The 16455-nt window shown below is 64.0% G+C and carries 20 protein-coding genes and 2 tRNA genes; 7 read left to right on the top strand and 15 right to left on the bottom strand.

Annotated elements, in window-relative coordinates; all coding sequences use genetic code 11:
- Window positions 1–13: 13 nt before the first annotated feature.
- The 7 genes from secE to L858_RS0110645 form a co-directional block, all read right to left on the bottom strand.
- Complete coding sequence (gene secE, locus L858_RS0110615; protein ID WP_022683133.1) at window positions 14–220, bottom strand: preprotein translocase subunit SecE; 207 nt, start codon at window positions 218–220, stop codon at window positions 14–16.
- A 169-nt stretch (window positions 221–389) separates the two neighbouring features.
- Window positions 390–465 (bottom strand) — tRNA-Trp (locus L858_RS0110620).
- A gap of 57 nt (window positions 466–522) precedes the next feature.
- Window positions 523–1746, bottom strand: a complete 1224-nt coding sequence (locus tag L858_RS0110625; protein WP_022683134.1) for a dihydroorotase — start codon at window positions 1744–1746, stop codon at window positions 523–525.
- A gap of 55 nt (window positions 1747–1801) precedes the next feature.
- Complete coding sequence (locus tag L858_RS0110630; RefSeq protein ID WP_022683135.1) at window positions 1802–2797, bottom strand: aspartate carbamoyltransferase catalytic subunit; 996 nt, start codon at window positions 2795–2797, stop codon at window positions 1802–1804.
- A gap of 31 nt (window positions 2798–2828) precedes the next feature.
- Complete coding sequence (locus L858_RS0110635) at window positions 2829–4439, bottom strand: phytoene desaturase family protein (protein ID WP_022683136.1); 1611 nt, start codon at window positions 4437–4439, stop codon at window positions 2829–2831.
- 116 nt (window positions 4440–4555) lie between these two features.
- Entirely contained in the window at window positions 4556–5545 is a 990-nt protein-coding gene (locus L858_RS0110640) for a bile acid:sodium symporter family protein (RefSeq protein ID WP_022683137.1), read from the bottom strand.
- A gap of 54 nt (window positions 5546–5599) precedes the next feature.
- Window positions 5600–6451 carry a class I SAM-dependent methyltransferase gene (locus tag L858_RS0110645; RefSeq protein WP_022683138.1) on the bottom strand — a complete coding sequence of 284 codons (852 nt, stop codon included), beginning with the start codon at window positions 6449–6451 and terminating at the stop codon, window positions 5600–5602.
- 44 nt (window positions 6452–6495) lie between these two features.
- Here L858_RS0110645 and L858_RS0110650 point away from each other — a divergent pair, with 44 nt between their 5' ends.
- The 5 genes from L858_RS0110650 to L858_RS0110670 all read left to right on the top strand — a co-directional run bounded on the left by L858_RS0110650 (window position 6496) and on the right by L858_RS0110670 (window position 8980).
- On the top strand, window positions 6496–7254 hold the full coding sequence (locus L858_RS0110650) for a double zinc ribbon domain-containing protein (RefSeq protein ID WP_022683139.1): 759 nt from the start codon (window positions 6496–6498) through the stop codon (window positions 7252–7254).
- 49 nt (window positions 7255–7303) lie between these two features.
- Window positions 7304–7561 (top strand): glutaredoxin 3, encoded by a 258-nt coding sequence (grxC, locus tag L858_RS0110655; protein ID WP_028056023.1) that lies wholly within the window; start codon window positions 7304–7306, stop codon window positions 7559–7561.
- A gap of 4 nt (window positions 7562–7565) precedes the next feature.
- Window positions 7566–8396, top strand: a complete 831-nt coding sequence (locus tag L858_RS0110660; RefSeq protein WP_022683141.1) for a carbon-nitrogen hydrolase family protein — start codon at window positions 7566–7568, stop codon at window positions 8394–8396.
- Window positions 8393–8869, top strand: coding sequence for a DUF1178 family protein (locus L858_RS0110665; protein WP_022683142.1), 477 nt, complete (start codon window positions 8393–8395; stop codon window positions 8867–8869). Before L858_RS0110660 ends, L858_RS0110665 begins: the two co-directional genes overlap by 4 nt.
- A 34-nt stretch (window positions 8870–8903) precedes the next feature.
- Window positions 8904–8980, top strand: a tRNA-Arg gene (locus tag L858_RS0110670).
- Window positions 8981–9171: 191 nt separating this feature from the next.
- Here L858_RS0110670 and L858_RS0110675 read toward each other — a convergent pair.
- From L858_RS0110675 to L858_RS0110690, 4 genes are all read right to left on the bottom strand, one after another.
- Window positions 9172–10833 carry a recombinase family protein gene (locus L858_RS0110675; protein WP_022683143.1) on the bottom strand — a complete coding sequence of 554 codons (1662 nt, stop codon included), beginning with the start codon at window positions 10831–10833 and terminating at the stop codon, window positions 9172–9174.
- On the bottom strand, window positions 10830–11231 hold the full coding sequence (locus L858_RS0110680; protein ID WP_022683144.1) for a DUF2924 domain-containing protein: 402 nt from the start codon (window positions 11229–11231) through the stop codon (window positions 10830–10832). The genes L858_RS0110675 and L858_RS0110680 overlap by 4 nt, the downstream gene beginning before the upstream one ends.
- Window positions 11231–11872 carry a DUF3489 domain-containing protein gene (locus tag L858_RS0110685; protein ID WP_022683145.1) on the bottom strand — a complete coding sequence of 214 codons (642 nt, stop codon included), beginning with the start codon at window positions 11870–11872 and terminating at the stop codon, window positions 11231–11233. The genes L858_RS0110680 and L858_RS0110685 overlap by 1 nt, the downstream gene beginning before the upstream one ends.
- A gap of 191 nt (window positions 11873–12063) precedes the next feature.
- Complete coding sequence (locus L858_RS0110690; RefSeq protein ID WP_152639806.1) at window positions 12064–12483, bottom strand: hypothetical protein; 420 nt, start codon at window positions 12481–12483, stop codon at window positions 12064–12066.
- A gap of 47 nt (window positions 12484–12530) precedes the next feature.
- Here L858_RS0110690 and L858_RS22425 point away from each other — a divergent pair, with 47 nt between their 5' ends.
- Window positions 12531–12665 (top strand): hypothetical protein, encoded by a 135-nt coding sequence (locus tag L858_RS22425; RefSeq protein WP_274518604.1) that lies wholly within the window; start codon window positions 12531–12533, stop codon window positions 12663–12665.
- A 114-nt stretch (window positions 12666–12779) separates the two neighbouring features.
- On the opposite strand, the gene L858_RS0110700 is transcribed toward L858_RS22425, so the two are convergent.
- Window positions 12780–13790 carry a 2-hydroxyacid dehydrogenase gene (locus L858_RS0110700; RefSeq protein WP_022683148.1) on the bottom strand — a complete coding sequence of 337 codons (1011 nt, stop codon included), beginning with the start codon at window positions 13788–13790 and terminating at the stop codon, window positions 12780–12782.
- A 204-nt stretch (window positions 13791–13994) separates the two neighbouring features.
- Between L858_RS0110700 and L858_RS0110705 the strand changes: the two genes are divergently transcribed.
- Window positions 13995–14444, top strand: coding sequence for a universal stress protein (locus tag L858_RS0110705; protein ID WP_022683149.1), 450 nt, complete (start codon window positions 13995–13997; stop codon window positions 14442–14444).
- Between the two features lie 163 nt (window positions 14445–14607).
- Here L858_RS0110705 and L858_RS0110710 read toward each other — a convergent pair whose 3' ends face one another.
- The 3 genes from L858_RS0110710 to L858_RS22245 form a co-directional block, all read right to left on the bottom strand.
- Complete coding sequence (locus L858_RS0110710; RefSeq protein ID WP_022683150.1) at window positions 14608–14943, bottom strand: TraR/DksA family transcriptional regulator; 336 nt, start codon at window positions 14941–14943, stop codon at window positions 14608–14610.
- A 74-nt stretch (window positions 14944–15017) separates the two neighbouring features.
- Window positions 15018–15851 (bottom strand): universal stress protein, encoded by an 834-nt coding sequence (locus tag L858_RS0110715; protein WP_022683151.1) that lies wholly within the window; start codon window positions 15849–15851, stop codon window positions 15018–15020.
- 327 nt (window positions 15852–16178) lie between these two features.
- Window positions 16179–16455: hypothetical protein (locus tag L858_RS22245; protein ID WP_028056025.1), on the bottom strand; the 277-nt coding region annotated here is incomplete at its 5' end.

The raw sequence follows: 16455 nt of genomic DNA on the forward strand, positions 1-16455 counted from the left end.
CCAGTTTCGCCGTTTAGGCCTGTCCGGCGGCGATGCTCAGCAGCCACTGAACGACCGCGCCGAAAAAGGTGTCGATGCCGAAGAAGAACAGGCCCAGCAGCGAAGTCATGATGACCACCATAACGCCGGTCATGATCGTCTCGCGGCCGGTGGGCCACACGATCTTCGACGCTTCGGTCTTCACCTGATTGACGAAATCGCTCGGAGAAACCTTCGCCATCGCCTGTCCCAAACCCTTCGAACCAACACCAAAGCGCGAAGCAACAGTCCGCCCTCCCGATCCCGCCCTTGTCGGCGTCCGGGGGTGCGGCCGCTGACTTCGCGACCCATCTTCGCCTGCGCACTTAACCGCGAACCCTTGGTTTATCAAGGTTTCGCGGCCCAATGCTTGGCAGGAGTGGAGGGACTCGAACCCCCGGCATTCGGTTTTGGAGACCGACGCTCTACCAGCTGAGCTACACTCCTGTGCCGGCGAAGGAGGGCGCTTTAGCGTGGCCTGTCGGGGAGAGCAAGCGGGAAACTTTAGAGGAAGACGCCGCCCTTCATGATCCTGCGCACACGGCCCTGTACCGGCACGCGGTTGAAGGGGGTGTTGCCGGCCTGCGCCGCCATTTTCCCGGAATCGACGATCCAGGGGGCGTCGGGGTCGATGAAGATGAGGTCTGCCGCGCTCCGGGGGACGAAGCTGCCTGCGTCCACACCCAATATCCGTGCCGGATTGGCGCTGAGCAGCGTCATCAGGCGGTTGAACGAGACATGCCCCTCGCGCACCAGGTTGAGCGACAGCGCGAGCAGCGTTTCCGCGCCCGCCATCCCCGGCGCCGCGTCCGCGAAGGGGAGGCGCTTGTCCTCCGGCCCGCGCGGGTCGTGGCTGGAGGTGATGACATCGACGGTGCCGTCCGCCACCGCCGCGATCGAGGCCTTGCGGTCATCCTCCGACCGCAGCGGGGGCGAAAGGCGCGCGAAGGTGCGGAAATTGGTCACCGCATTGTCGGCCAGGAACAGATAGGCCGGGCTGATGCCGCAGGTGACCTTCAGTCCCTCCGCCTTGGCGGCGCGGATCAGGTCGAAGCCGGCCCTGGTCGTCACCAGACGGAAGTGGATCGCGGCGCCGGTCGTGCGGGCGAGCATGATGTCACGGGCGATCGCCATCGCTTCGGCACAGGCTGGCGCATGGGGCAGGCCGAGGCGGGTTGCCGTCTCGCCGCTGGTGGCGACAGCCTTGCCCGCGAGGCCGCCATCCTCCGCGTGGGTGATGACGGTGAGGCCAAGGCCGGATGCATAGGATAGCACGCGCATCATCACGCCTGAATCGGCGATCCACTGGCGCCCGGTGCCGACGGCCTTTGCGCCGGCAGCCTGCATCATGCCGATTTCGGCCAGTTCTATGCCCTTCAACCCGCGCGTGGCGGCGGCGATCGGGTGGACCCAGAAGTCCGGCTTGCCCGCACGGGTTGCGTGACGGATCAGAGCCGCCTCGTCGAGGGGGGAGGACTGGTCCGGCATCAATGCGGCGCGGGTGATGCCGCCGAAGTGGAAGGCGGGCTTGTCGGTCGCGAAGACGCCGAGGTCGATGAGGCCGGGCGCCACGACCAAGCCGCTGGCGTCGATCGTCTGGGCGTCTGGCGGCAGGGATACGTCACCGGTCGCGATGATGCGGTCGTCCTCGATCAGGATGGCGCCGCTCGCGAGGTCGCTGCCAGCGGGATCGGCAAGCTTGCCGTTGATGATGGCGAGCTTTGTCATTTCGCGTGCACCTCAATCTTCACATCGTCATTCCCGCGGAGGGGGCTGAGGCAGTTCATGCCCATCCCTCCACACCGCGTGCGCCGCGTGTCAGCACGTCCAGACAGGCCATCCGGATGGCGACACCCATTTCGACCTGCTCGGTAATGGCGGAGCGGTCGGGATGGTCCGCGACAACGCTCGAAATCTCGACGCCTCGATTCATGGGGCCGGGGTGCATCACCAGTGCGTCGCGCTTGGCGATGGCGAGGCGCTCCGGCGTGAGGCCGTAGAGCATATGATATTCGCGCGGAGAGGGGATGAAGGCCCCGTCCATCCGCTCATTCTGGAGGCGCAGCATCATCACCACATCCGCGCCTTCCAGCCCCTCGTCCATGCGGTGGAAGGGTGTCGCGCCCAGCATCTCGACCTCCGGCGGCATCAGCGTCGGCGGGGCGACCGCGCGGACCTGCGCTCCCAAGGCGGCGAGGCAGAGCATGTTCGAGCGCGCCACCCGGCTGTGCAGCACGTCGCCGCAGATTGCGACGATCAGCCCTTCGAAGCCCCCCTTGCGCCGCCGGATGGTGAGCGCGTCGAGCAGCGCTTGCGTCGGGTGCTGGTGCCAGCCATCGCCCGCGTTCAGGACGGGGCAGTCGACCTTGTCGGCGATCAGCGCTACCGCGCCCGAACTGGCATGGCGGATGACGATGACGTCGGCGGCCATGGCGTTGAGCGTCATCGCCGTGTCGATCAGCGTCTCGCCCTTCTTCACGCTGGACGTGGCGGCCGCCATGTTGACCACGTCCGCCCCCAGCCGCTTGCCCGCGATCTCGAAGGACAGCAGGGTCCGCGTCGAATTTTCGAAAAAGGCGTTGATCTGGGTCATGCCCTTCAGCCGGTCGTCATGCTTGCGCGCGCCACCCCGGTTGCTCTTCGCCCAATGTTCCGCCTCATCGAGCAGGAACCGTATTTCCCACGGTTTCAGGTCTGCGATGGAGAGGAGATGCCGATGCGGAAACAGCGCCCGGCCAGCAAGGTCAGGCGAGGCGGATGGGACGGTGATGTCGGGCATGAGCCGCCTTTAGGCGAGGAGAGGCGGAAGCTCAAGCGCGGCCGAGCCAGCGTCCGAGCAGCGCGCCGTCCTTCAGCACCTCGCGGGCGGCATTGTGGCCCGGAGCGCCCGTCACCCCGCCGCCCGGATGGGTGCCCGCGCCGCACATATAAAGCCCCTTGAGCGGCCCGCGATAGGCGCCATGGCCGAGCACCGGCCGCGCCGCCCAAAGCTGGTCTAGCGTCATATTGCCATGCATGATGTCGCCGTCGACCAGACCGAACTTGCGCTCCAGATCCAGCGGCGAGAGGATATCGCGCGCGATCACCGAACGGGCGAAACCGGGCGCATAGCCGTCCACCGTCGCGATGATATGGTCCGCCGCTACCTCCCGCTCATCATCCCAACTGCGTCCGTCTGGCAGCTGCGGCGCGAATTGCTGGCAGAAGAGGCTCGCGACATGGCAGCCCTTCGGCGCGAGGCTGTCGTCCACGGTAGAGGGGATCAGCATTTCCACGATCGGCTGACGCGACCAGCCCTCCCGCTTCGCATCCATGAAGGCGCGGTCCATATAGTCGAGCGTGGGGGCCAGGATGATGCCGGACTGGTGATGCTCCCCCGGGCCCGGCATGCAGGTGAAGTCGGGCAGCGCGGACAGAGCGAGGTTCATGCGGAAGGTGCCCGATCCGGTCTTGAAACCGCGCACGCGCTTCAGGAAATCGGCGGGGAGGTCGGCCGCGTTCATCAGCCGCTCGTACAGCAATTTGGGTCCGACATTGGCGATGACGGCGCGCGCCGTCACTTCCTCACCGCTTTCCAGCCGGACGCCGACTGCCCGGGCCCCGTCGACCAGCACGGAGGCGACGGGGGCTTCCAGGCTGATGTCCACGCCCATGGCGCGCACCACATGCGCCATGATTTGCGTGATCGCGCCCATGCCGCCGACGCTGTGGCCCCAAGACCCGCGTTTTCCGTTCACCGCGCCGATAACATGATGCAGCAGCACATAGGCGCTGCCTGGCGTGTCGGGGGAAGCATAATTGCCCACCACCGCGTCGAAGCCGAAGACAGCCTTCACGGCATCGCTCTCGAACCAGCCGTCAAGGAAGCCGCGCGCCGATTTCGCCAGCAGGTCCAGCACATCGCGCTGCTGTTGCAGCGAAAGTCTTGCGAGTCCTCGGCCCTGCCTGAGCGCGGCGACCAGCATCGGCAGGCCGCCGCCGGCATTGGGCGGCGTCCGAAGCATCAGGCCGCGGAGCACATCGGCGACGGCCTCCAGCGCCTGATGATAAGTGGGCAGGGCGGCTGCGTCCCTGACGCTGAACTTGGCAAATTCCGCCTGACTCCGCCCGATGCCGCCGCCGAGCTTCAGATAGCGGCCGTCAGGCTGGGGCAGGAAGTTGGCGATCGGCCGTTCGATCACGCGATAGCCATGCTCCACGAGCTTCATGTCGCGGATGACCTTGGGATGAAGCAGGCTGACGGTGTAGCTGGCGGTCGAGTTGCGGAAGCCCGGGGCGAACTCCTCGGTTACCGCCGCGCCGCCGACGATGCCGCGCCGTTCGAGGATGCGCACCTTATACCCCGCTCTTGCGAGGTAGAAGGCGCAAACCAGCCCATTATGCCCGCCGCCGATGATGACGGCGTCATAGTGCCGGGTCATGCCCCGTCGGATCATCGTGGCGGAGATCGACTTCGATCATAAGCGCGCTCGATCAAATGCAATATTATACGTGTGTATAACAGAGGGCCGGGCGCGGCAAGCCTTGCCTCGGCGGATCAATGCGCGGTCGCGAGCGCACCTTCCGCATCAGCGGCCGCGCCATATCGCCGGGCGAGAATGGCGCAGGCCATGAGCTGGATCTGGTGGAACAGCATGATCGGCAGCAGCATCGGCCCGACAATGCTCGGCGGGAAGAGAACGCCCGCGATCGGCACGCCTGATGCCAGGCTCTTCTTCGAACCGCAGAATTGCAGCACGATCGCGTCAGCCCTGGGCAGGCCGAGCAACCGCCCAAGCAGCAGGGTGAACAGCAGGACCAAGATCAATAGGACGACGCAGATCAGCGCGAGCAGCGCCAGTTCGGTCCGCGAAATCTTGTGCCACAATCCTTCCACCACCGCTGCACTGAAGGCGGCATAGACGACGAGCAGGATCGAGGATCGGTCGACGCGCCCGATCAGCGCCTTGTGCCGCGAGACGAAGCCGCCGATCCAGGGACGGGCAAGATGCCCTATGACGAAGGGCAGCAGCAACTGGAGCATGATGTCCTTGACCGAGGACAAGGACACAAGGCTCCCGCTGCCGCTCTTCCCCATCAGCAGCGCGACCAGCAAGGGTGTGAGCAGGATGCCGAGCAGGTTGGAGAAGGAGGCGCTGACCACTGCCGCCGCCACATTGCCGCGCGCGATCGCGGTAAAGGCGATGGAGGACTGAACCGTGGAGGGCAGCAGCGTCAGGAACAGCAAGCCCGCGCGCATCGAGAGCGGGAGCGTTTCGATCTGCTGCAGCGAGAGGCCGATCAGCGGGAAGACCAGAAAGGTGGTCGCAAGCGTCGCCAGATGCAGCTTCCACGCCCTGGCGCCGCTCCAGATTGCCTCCCGCGAAAGCTTCGCGCCATGGAGGAAGAAGAGCAGCACGATGCCCGCGTCGGCGACCGCGCCGGCTATCCGCGCGCCGTCACCGCGTGCGGGCAGGAGCGAGGCAAGCGCTATGGTCGCCAGCAGCAGAAGCAGAAACGGATCGAGGAGGGATCGCAGGCGGGCCATGGCAGGCCATTTAGGGAAGCATATGGCCGTTGGATAGCCCGATGCGCGCGGCAGTCACTCCGGCTTCTTCTTCAGCGCCTCCGCCAGCGACACGGTAGCGCTGCCCCGCCGGGCGGGTTTCGCCTGGCTGGGATCGGGCTTCCACCCGCTCAGATAAAGGATCGCCATCTGTTCCGCAGTCCGCCCGTCGGCATCGGCCGCGCCGGCAAAATGCTGCGCCGCCCCGATTAGCGCTTCCCGCCGCAGCATCGGCGGGCGGGACGCCAGCACATTGCCCGCGCCCATGCCGCGCAAATCGTGCATCAGCCGCAGCACATCGCCATAGCGCACGCTCAGCGTCTCGCTGTCGGCGACCGGCATGGCAAAGCCCGCACGGCTCAGCAGGTCGCCCGCCGACCGGACATCCACTTGCGGATGCACATGCTGGCCCGGCCGCTCGCCTTCGCCCGCCATCAGCGCGGCGCGCAGCTTGGGCAGCGTGCCAGCGCCGGTGAAGGCCGCCAGCATCAGTCCGTCGGGCCGCAGTACCCGGCGCATCAGGATGAGCGCGCCCGGGAGGTCGTTGACGCTGTCGAGCGTGCCGCAAGCCACCACCAGGTCGAAACTGTCGTCAGCGAAGGGAAGGGCATCTTCATCCGCCTGCACGCCCCCTTGAGCGCGTGCGGCGATGAAGCCGGGATCGACGCAGACGACCTGCTTGCCCGTCGCCTCCAACGCCCTGCGCGCGCTGTCATCCGGGCAGCCGATCACCAGTGCTTCGGGCAGGTCGCGCTGCACGTCGCGCAGCCGGTCGAGCAGTTCGTCCAGCATCGCGCGATAGAGGAAATCATGCTCGGCGAAATGCAGCATCATCCGGTCGCGCCGCCGGGCTCGCAGCGATCTGTCGAAGATGTCGGGGCTGGTCATGGCGGGCCTTGTGCATCGGGCAAGGAGCGGGAACAAGGGCGAACATGAGCATGGCCCGCCTGAGCAAGACCGTTCCCCTGTTGAAGGCCGCGCTGCGCCCTGCGGTCGACTATGCCCTGCCGCCGCGCTGCCCCGGCTGCGGCGTGATTGTGGAGGCCGACCATAGCTTCTGCCTGTCCTGCTGGAGCGGGATGCGGTTCCTGAGCGAACCGAGTTGCGCCCGCTGCGGCGTGCCGTTCGACTATGACCGGGGGGAGGGCGCCGAGTGCGGCGCCTGCATCGCGGAGCCGCCCCCGTTCGACAGCGCCCGGGCCGTGCTGGCCTATGGCGATGTCGCCCGTGCGGTGGCGCTCCGGCTCAAATATGGCCGGCGGATCGGCCTTGCGCGTCTGATCGCCGGGCAGATGGCGCGGCGGGTGCCCCCGACCGCAGAGCTGCCCGTCATCATCCCGGTGCCGCTCCACCGCTGGCGGCTGTGGTGGCGCGGCTTCAACCAGTCGGCATTGATCGCGAAGCATCTTGGCCGGCTGACGGGACTTGCCGTCGACAATCATGCTCTGCGGCGCACCCGGCGCACCCAGCCGTTGCGCGGCATGAACCCCCGCGTGAGGGCCAAGGCCGTGCGCGGCGCCTTCGCCGTGGAGCCGGATCACAATCTGGCGGGCAGAGCGGTGCTGTTGATCGACGATGTGCATACCAGCGGGGCGACAGCGGCAGCGTGCGCGCGGGCGCTGAAACGCAGCGGCGCCACGAGCGTTCATCTCCTGTGCTGGGCGCGGGTCCTGCCCGACGAGGCCGATTGACAAAAGCGTGCCGAGCCACAATTTCGGCGCCCAAGGAGTGATCGAGAATATGGCGAAGGTCGAAATCTATACCAAGGCCTGGTGCGGCTATTGCGCGCGGGCAAAGTCCTTGCTCCAGGGCAAGGGCATCAACTTCGAGGAATATGACATCACCATGGGCGGCCCCAAGCGCGCCGAGATGCTCGACCGCGCCAATGGCGGGACCACCGTGCCGCAGATCTTCATCGACGGTCGCCATATCGGCGGCAGCGACGACATGGCCGCTCTCGACCGGCAGGGTAAGCTCGACCGGCTGCTGGGGCTCTGAACAGGTGCGTGCGGCGATATTCCAGATGACGAGCGGGATCGATCCCGCCGTTAACGCCGCCGCCATGACGGAGGTGGCCGCGCGCGCAAAAGGGGAAGGCGCGGACATCCTCTTCACGCCGGAGATGGCGGGCTATCTCGACCGGGATCGTGGCCGGGCGGCGGCTACCTTGCGGCGGGAAGCCGATGACCCGGTGCTGGCGCAGGTGCGGGACGCGGCGGCGAAGCACGGGCTATGGGTGCATCTCGGCTCGATCCCGCTCAAGGAGGAGCGGTCGGACGGGCGCTGGGCCAATCGCAGCTTCATGATCGACGACAGCGGCGAAATCCGTGCTCGGTATGACAAGATTCATCTGTTCGATGTCGATCTCGCCACCGGCGAAAGCTGGCGCGAGTCATCGGTCTATGGGCCGGGCGAGCAGCTGGTCGCGGTCGACACGCCCTGGGGCCGCATGGGTCTGTCCGTCTGCTATGACATGCGTTTCCCCGATCTCTATCGCGCGCTTACCAACGCCGGCGCGAAGATCCTGCTGATGCCTGCCGCCTTCACCGTGCCCACGGGTGAGGCGCATTGGCACGTACTGCTCCGCGCGCGGGCGATCGAGGCGGGGTGCTTCGTCATCGCGGCGGCGCAGACCGGGCATCATGCCGACGGGCGTACCACCTACGGCCACAGTCTGATCGTCGGTCCCTGGGGGGAAGTGCTGCTCGACATGGGAGGCGAGGCCGGTCTTGCTCTTGCGGAACTGGACCTCTCCAGCATAGAGGACGTGCGCCAGCGCGTTCCCGCGCTCGCCAACCGGCGTATTCTGCCCATGGATGTGACAGTGTCGTGATCGTATTCGACCTTAAATGCGAAGCGCAAGGCCATGTGTTCGAGGCATGGTTCGGCTCCGGCGCCGACTATGAAGACCAGAAAGCGCGCGGCCTGCTGGCCTGCCCGATGTGCGGCGACGTGCAGGTGGGCAAGGCGCTGATGGCGCCGGCCGTCTCGCCCAAGGGGAACAGCCGCCCATCCGCGCCCGCAACTGCTCCCGAAGCGTCGGCGCCGATCGTCATGCCCGGCGACGAGACACGGATGCGCGCTCTGGTAGAGGCGATGGCGCAGGCGCAGGCCAAGGTGCTGGAAGGATCGACCTGGGTCGGCCGCGACTTCGCCGATCAGGCGCGGGCCATGTATTATGGCGAGCAGGACCGCGCCAGCATCCACGGCGAAGTCGCGCCAGAGGAAGCCCGCGCCCTGCTTGCCGAAGGGGTGGACGTAGCACCCCTGCCATTCCCGGTCGTCCCGCCTACAGCGAAGAATTGACCAGGGGCCTCTCCCGCAATAGAGCCTGTAGCGCGCGCCCATAGCTCAGCAGGATAGAGCGTCGGATTCCTAATCCGAAGGCCACAGGTTCGAATCCTGTTGGGCGCACCACGCATTTTCACATTGCGAGGCCTATTGGGCATGGTCTCGGCGTGACCTCCAGAATGGCGCAGTTCCGCGCCATTTCGCCGAGGCGGTGACGAACCGGGTGCCACTGAGACGCACCTTTCGGCCCCAGAACCATAAAAAAGGCCCCGCGTCTCACGGGGCCTCTTCGAGTGGCACCGGGTTTTGTGAGCGGCCTATCGAAAGCCGAGTGCCTTGCGCTGATCTTTCCAGTCGAGCGGAATTGCAGCATGCTTCATGAGACGCCTGGGCGTTAGCGATGGCGGCTGCCGGCCTTCCAGGATGGCCGTGATGATGTCGGGAGCGAGAAATGCCAGGCGGGCGACCCGTTCGGCCGTCCGATCGTTCGTGACGGAAGTTTGCGCGAAAAGCTGCAGCCGAGCCGCTTCGGCTTTGCGGATCAGAGCGACCAACTCCAGATCGAGGTTCGGCTTTCGCTCTTCGTGCGATCGCAGTACGAGCTTGAGATTGCGCCCGCGCTTATCAGGCGCCGTTTCGATGAGGAGCGGCAGGCGGGCGCCATCATCTTCGGCAATCGGCGGCGCGCCATCCAGCAACGCAACAAGACGTCGGCGGCTGATCGAGGCTTCGATTCCGTCAGGGCGGACAATGATCGCAAGATCGAGAGCTTGAAGCGACTGCCGAACTTCATTCTTCCGTCCGCCTTGCATCGCTGACCCAAGCGCTGGACCAGCATCGATCCGCCGACGTGTGCTCTGCGCATCAACCTCTGGCAGCGCCATAATGGTTCGCTGATCGGCAATGAGCGAGGCGGCTGCATCGATAGTGGCCTGTTCCAGCTCGGCGGCAGGCAGCCGCAGGGCGGGAGCCTTGATCGTCGCGTCATCAACCACCGCTGTCATGCTGGAGACATAATAGCGATAGCGACGCTTCTGCTTCACGGCATGGCTGGGCGACATCGGCCGATCCACATGATCGCGGATCATGCCGGTCAGCAGGCTGCGATGCTCACTATTGCCGCGCTCACGGCGGACGCCGATCGCCCCCGCGCGTTTCGCCTGCACCGCATCCCAAAGCGCTTGATCAATGATCGGCGGATGCTCGCCGTCATAGACCCGGTCGCAATGACGGATCTTTCCGATGTACATCGGGTTGGCGAGCAGATGATGAAGAGGACCGCGCACGAAGGGCTGTCCGCCGCGCACCGAACCGTCGCGCATTGTTTGCCGCTTGGTGACGATGCCCTCAGTCTTCAGCTCCTCCATCAGCGCCATGACCGATGGTACCGCCAGATAGCGCTGGAAGATATGCTCTACGATCTTGGCTTCTTTGACATTGGGCACGAGTTTCCGATCGACAACATCATAGCCCAGCGGCACGGGGCCACCCATCCAAATGCCTCTGGCCTTCGACTGGGCGATCTTGTCTCTGATACGCTCGGCAATTACCTCACGCTCGAACTGGGCAAAACTGAGCAGAACATTGAGCGTTAGTCGTCCCATGCTGGTGGTGGTGTTGAACTGCTGGGTGACCGATACGAACGACGCGCCAGCCGCGTCGAACACGTCGACGATGCGGGCAAAGTCGTTGAGGCTGCGGGTCAGGCGATCGACCTTATAGACGATGACGATATCGACCTTGCCCTCGCGCAGGTCGGCGAGCAACCGGGCGAGGGCGGGGCGCTCCATGCTGCCGCCGGAGAAGCCGCCATCATCGTAGAGGGTGGGGTGCAGTATCCAGCCTTCACTCTTCTGACTCTGTATATAGGCGGCGCAAGCCTCGCGCTGCGCGTCGAGACTATCAAATGCTTGGTCCAGTCCCTCCTCGGTCGATTTACGGGTGTAGATGGCGCAGCGCAGCCGTTTTTTCTGGGTCATGGCTTCACCCCGAAGAAACGAGGCCCAGACCAGTGCGCGCCGGTGATGTGCCGGGCGACAGCGGAGAGGGAAGCGAAGCTCTTGCCCTTATAGGTGCAGCGGCCCTTCTCCTCCGTCAGCACATGATGGCTGGTCCCGCCCCATTCACGCACGAGCTGCGTGCCCGGCGCAAGCTTGGGCGCGGGAGCAGCCCGCGCCACTCCCGCACCCGCAAGTTGCTCGCGCACCCGTTCGGCCAGTCCCCCATGCGCGGCGCATTGCAGATCATGCGCCAGCGCTCGGGCGAGCAGGCTGGCGGCGATTCGTGGCGGTTTTACCCCATGCGCCTTGTGCCACTCAGCCTTGACCTGCGTCGGTTTCATCGCCGCCAGGGCAGCGATCCGCGCTTCCAGCTTCATCAGGCTTGGCTCCCCAGATGATAGCAGCTGACCTCGCCGCGCTTGTGCTTGTCGATCGTATGACCCTTCTTGCGCAAGCCGGTGAGCGCGGCCCGGGTCGTGTGGGGCAGCCAGTTGGTGGCGCTGGTCAGTTCATCGAGGGTGGCGCCGCGGTCCCGCCGCAGCATGTCGAGCACAAGGGCGCTCTTGGTGTGGGCCGCGGGGAGCTGTGGAGCGGCGTTCGGCGGTTCGGTGGGGTTGTCGCCAGTGGCCGCTTCGTTCCCTGTGCTTGGAGTTGGGGCAGGGTCTTCATGTTCCTCCGCGTCGGCGGCGGCCGAGGCGTCGGTTGTCATTTCTGGCGAGGTCAATTCCGGTGCGGGTGTTTCCGGTTCCTCCGGTTCGACCGCGATGGCGGCGCGGCCGGCGTCGGTGATCACGACCCCGATCAAGCGTTTGCCCTCCGTGCGCCAGGCATCGGCGCCCGAGGGGAGCGCAACCTCTTCCGCGAGCCCCCGGCGGATGAGCTGCTCGACGACCTTGCGAATGCGAGCGGGCCCATCGCCCAGCGTGTCGGGCGGCGGCAGCAGGCTGCCATTCTCCCGCTGGGCGGCGGTGGCGAGCAGGACGAGCTGGATGTCGGTGAGGCGGACAAGGCTGTTCATGGGTGGTCTCCGGTTGAGGAGCGGCGGCATTGCCGCTCCCACCACCCAAAGCCCCGTGGCCTGGCAGCTCCCGGGGCAGCGGCCTCGTTCTCGGCCGCGTCGTCCTGCACACAGCGTTCGCTCCGTTCGGCAGCGAAGTCGAGTGGAAAGAGAGCGGTGTCGAGACATTCTCCGCGCCGATGGGAACACGGCTAGGGAAGGGGGAGACCCTGAGGATAGGTTTCGCGGAACGGCAGATACTTGGACGCCGGGTCCATGCTAAGATGCGCGAACCATTGGCCGCCCGTGCCATGGCGCGCCACGATGGCGAGCCAGGACGCGGGATCATCGAACCGCTCATGCAGCGCCCAGTGGCAGCGGCGGCAAATCGCATAGGTGGCGAGCGGATCGCCATAATCCTCGTTGTGCATCCACACGCGGTTGGTCGTGCCCGGCTGCTCGCGCGGATAAAAGCCGCACACCGAGCAGCTAGTGGGCCGATCCAGCGTGCCGGCGTTCAACGCCGCGCGCTGCACCGGCAGGGTCGCGAGCCGCTGCTCCGGGCGGCGATGCCGCAGAGGCTGTAAAGCGATGGCTGATCGTCGCCGACGACAATGATGAACCGCGCTCACGCGGTGTCGAACTGGACGTGGTCGGCAACCCATTCAAGGGCTTGAGCGTGATCGGGAATCTCGCCTATGTCGATGCTGTCAACCGCTCAGCGGCGCTGGCCTCGGTGGCGCTGCTCGCCACCAAACATTCAGTGTTCAGTAAGCAGATTAGTTCGACGCCGAAGACGTCCGGCTCCCTTTAGTTCAATTTCACAATCAAGCAGGGTCCAGTGGCCAGGGTCGGCTTCAGCAAAGACCGAAAAAGCCAGGGGCAAGGAGGCGCGCAGGCCCGACTGGCGGCGGCGACAAGGAGGCAGCTACGCCAGTCGCTCTGTGCCGATCGGATGAAGGGCTCTCCCACATGCCTCGAAATTGGTGACATTCTCGATGGTCACATCCGCGATCGCTTCAAGCGCTTCCTGTGTGAAGAAACCTTGATGGCCGGTGATCAGCACATTGGGGAAAGTCAGTAGTCGCGCAAATACGTCGTCCTGAAGCATTTGCCCTGACAGATCCCTGAAGAACAGATCTCCTTCTTCTTCGTAGACATCGAGACCAAGCGCACCAATCTTGCCGGCCTTTAAAGCCTCGATCAGCGCTCGCGTGTCTACTACCCCGCCTCTACTGGTGTTTATGAGCATCACGCCGTCCCGCATGCGAGCAATCGCTGCTTTATCAACCATGTGATGGGTCTCAGGTGTTAGCGGGCAATGCAAGCTGACGATGTCCGAAGTTGCAAGAAGATCGCCGAGCGGGATGTACTCCAGCCCCGTGCCTGCCAGCAAGGGGTTGGGAAACGGGTCGTACGCCATGACCTTGCAGCCGAAACCTGAGAGGATCTTGGCAAGCGCACAACCGATTTTACCGGTGCCGATGATCCCAATAGTCCGGCTGGCCAGATTGAAGCCGAGGAGTCCATCAAGTGCGAAATTACCTTCGCGAACGCGAACATAGGCGCGATGGATTTTTCGGTTCAGGCAAAGAATGAGCGCGAGCGTATGCTCCGCGATCGCCTCGGGAGAGTAGGCGGGAACACGTGCTACACAAATCCCTGCGTTCTCTGCGGCTTTCAAATCGACGTTATTAAAGCCTGCGCTGCGCAAGGCGACGAGACGCACGCCAAGGCGGGAGAGCGCTTCGATAACCTGCCCGTCAAGCCGGTCGTTGACGAAGCAACACACGGCCGCTGCCCCTGCAGCGAGTGGAACGGTTGGCAGGGTGAGGCTCGCCTCGAAAAACCTGAGATCGTGCGGATTTCCGGCCTTTGCATTGGCTGCCTCAAGGAATGTACGGTCATAAGACCGCGTACTGAAAACGGCGATATCCATCTTCGCTGCCTCTGGCCTTGCGCCCTTCACCAACCCTCACCTACGTAGAATACCGGAAAGACCCGCCTTCTCCTAATAGGGACAATTGCCGAAACTGGCTTACATTTTGGGGTGCGACCACTGTGCCATGTCTCAGCTTGACGAAGACTGAAAGACGAATGAATTTGGCGACTGCGTTGATTGATCTATTGAAAGGCGAGTGCCATGTATAATCGGATTCTCATCTCAACGGACGGGTCAGATCTCGCACAAAAGGGTGTTGATCATGGCCTTGCCCTGGCGAAGGCCTTGGGGATCGAAGTTACTATCATCACGGTAACCGAACGCTTCCCAGTATATTCAGGCGGCGCGAGCTATGATTTTGCTTGGAGTGGCGCCGCGCTGAGCGAATATACGGAAGGCCAGAAAATGGCGGCAGCCAGCATTCTTGCTGCCGCGAGGCAGTCTGCTGAACGTCTCGGAGTGGAGGCCGAAACGCTCCATGTTCCTGACGCAGAGATAGCCGAGGCAATTATTGCGGCTGCGCACAAACGTAATTGTGACCTCATCGTCATGGCTTCGCATGGGCGGAGGGGACTGGGGCGGTTAATGCTTGGCAGTAAGGCATCGGAGGTGGTGAACCACAGCGACATTCCCGTACTTATAGTGCGGTGAGCCCTTTGCTGGTTCGCCGCCCGACCGACGGTGTCATTTGCACTAACAGGGGCGACGAGGCCATGTGATCGAGACCAGCGACTGTGGGGGGTTATCCCGGGAGGGCAGACTGGCGTCGGGAAATCGGTCTGTACAAAGGGTTTGTGTTATATCCTTCCCGCCATCATGCTGATCGGCTATCTTTCTGCGCGCATTCGATGCACAAGGCCGCCTCGGGGCGGGCCTCCAAGCGCTGCTGCGCGATATCGGCGCCGCAGCGCACGCATTCGCCATAGGTTCCTTTCTCAATTCTCGAAAGCGCACGATGCACGGACCCGATCTCCTGCGCGATCAAGGTGGCCTGGGCTTCTAGCGCGGCATCGTCTTCCTTCTCAACGGCTTGTTCTGATGAATCCGGATCCAGCGGCTCAGCAAGATCCGCGGCAATGTTTCTCTGGCGATGCTCAAGTTCCGAGAGCTGCGCCTCCAGGCGCGCTTTGGCAGACTTTGGATCGATCACTGTAGTTCTCCACCTCAGGTCAGATGTGCCGGTGAGCCGCAGGCCCGTGCCGTGAGCGGTACCGAGATCCCGGGTCAGTGTGAGAGAAAAATGGGAAGCGTAGGATGTTCGAGCACCGACTTGGTTGCGCCCCCCAGGACAAACTCCCGAACCCGCGAATGCCCGTAGGCACCCATGACCAGCAAGTCGCTCCCCGCCTCCATGCAATAGGCTTGGAGTGCCTGCCCAGCATCACGCTCGGCGGCCGGTATTTCGATCGCCTGGGCAGCGATGCCGTGGCGCCCAAGATGACGAATGACGTCTGAAGCTGGCGTGGTCGGCGTTAAATCCTTCTCGCCAGTGATGACTATGATCTTGACCGTCTTTGCCGCGGCGCAGATGCAAAGCGAGTCCGCCAGAGCGCGAGTGGCGGTCGCGCTCCCGTCCCAGCCGACTACCACATGATCGAACTGCCCGTTCTGCGCTCCTTGGGTCAGCAGAAGAAGCGGGCGACCTGTTTCGAAGGTCAGGCCTTCTAAGGATAATGCGCGTTCGTGCCCATAGACGGGGACGACAAGAAGGTCATAGGCGCGCGCTCTTCTGGCAAGCTGCCAGTAGGTGGTCATCATACCTGTGCATTCCACTAGCAGTGCCTCGCCTCTCATGCCTTCATCGACAGCGGCGGAGAAATGAGAAAGCAGCGCCTTTGCATTTTCCGCACTTTTTTGATTCTCGGCAGCGATCATCCCGGCGGCATTGATCAGCTGATTGGCCAGCCAATTCGAGACAGGAGGAATGTGGACTTGGCACACCCCTACCGAAAGCTTGGCGCCAAGCTTACTGGCGAGAGCCGCCGCATTGTCCACAGCCCAAGCCGGAGTCGGTTCGGGATAGCTGTTCATCTGCAGAATGATGTCACGAAACGCCATGCTACTCTCCGGCGGGCCTGGAACGTGTGTCGGTGAGCTGGGCCCGTGCAGAGTTATGCATCACCTATCTTCGAATACCAAGGCTCCGCCGTTATCGGTGGGGAGGGTGGCGGTACTATTTTGTTAGATGGCGATCATGCTGCATCAATGATCACCTGTCAGCTTGAGCCGGATCGCCGATTCTTAAGTCGAGCATTCGCCGGTGCTGCGGGGTACTCGAGCATAAGGCCCCCACTACCCAATCGAGCGTGCGCCACCTTGTTCAACGACCAGGACGGGGGCGCCTCTTGCAGAAGCTGCCCGGCGAGACAGTCAAGCAGAAGACACTCAGCGGGGTGATCGGACCTGCAATAGTCCCGCATAGAATTTAATCCATGCTTCATGCACAGCGAGCGCGTTCAAGTTTCTCGATCGCGCCATCAGATCTCGATTTCGCTTCAACGCGGCTTCATAGCGCTCGCGATCGGATGTGATGCCCATGTCCAGCAATCCCCTCCCCAGAGTCACGAGCGCCTGAAAAGCGTTGCAGCTTGTTCTGTTCCGCGAAAATGTGACTAACATGGTCTTTAGGTGCTCACCCTGCGCGGCGACTGACAGGATGCGA

Source organism: Sphingobium bisphenolivorans, from assembly GCF_000412635.1.
GTDB classification, from domain to species: Bacteria; Pseudomonadota; Alphaproteobacteria; order Sphingomonadales; family Sphingomonadaceae; genus Sphingobium; species Sphingobium bisphenolivorans.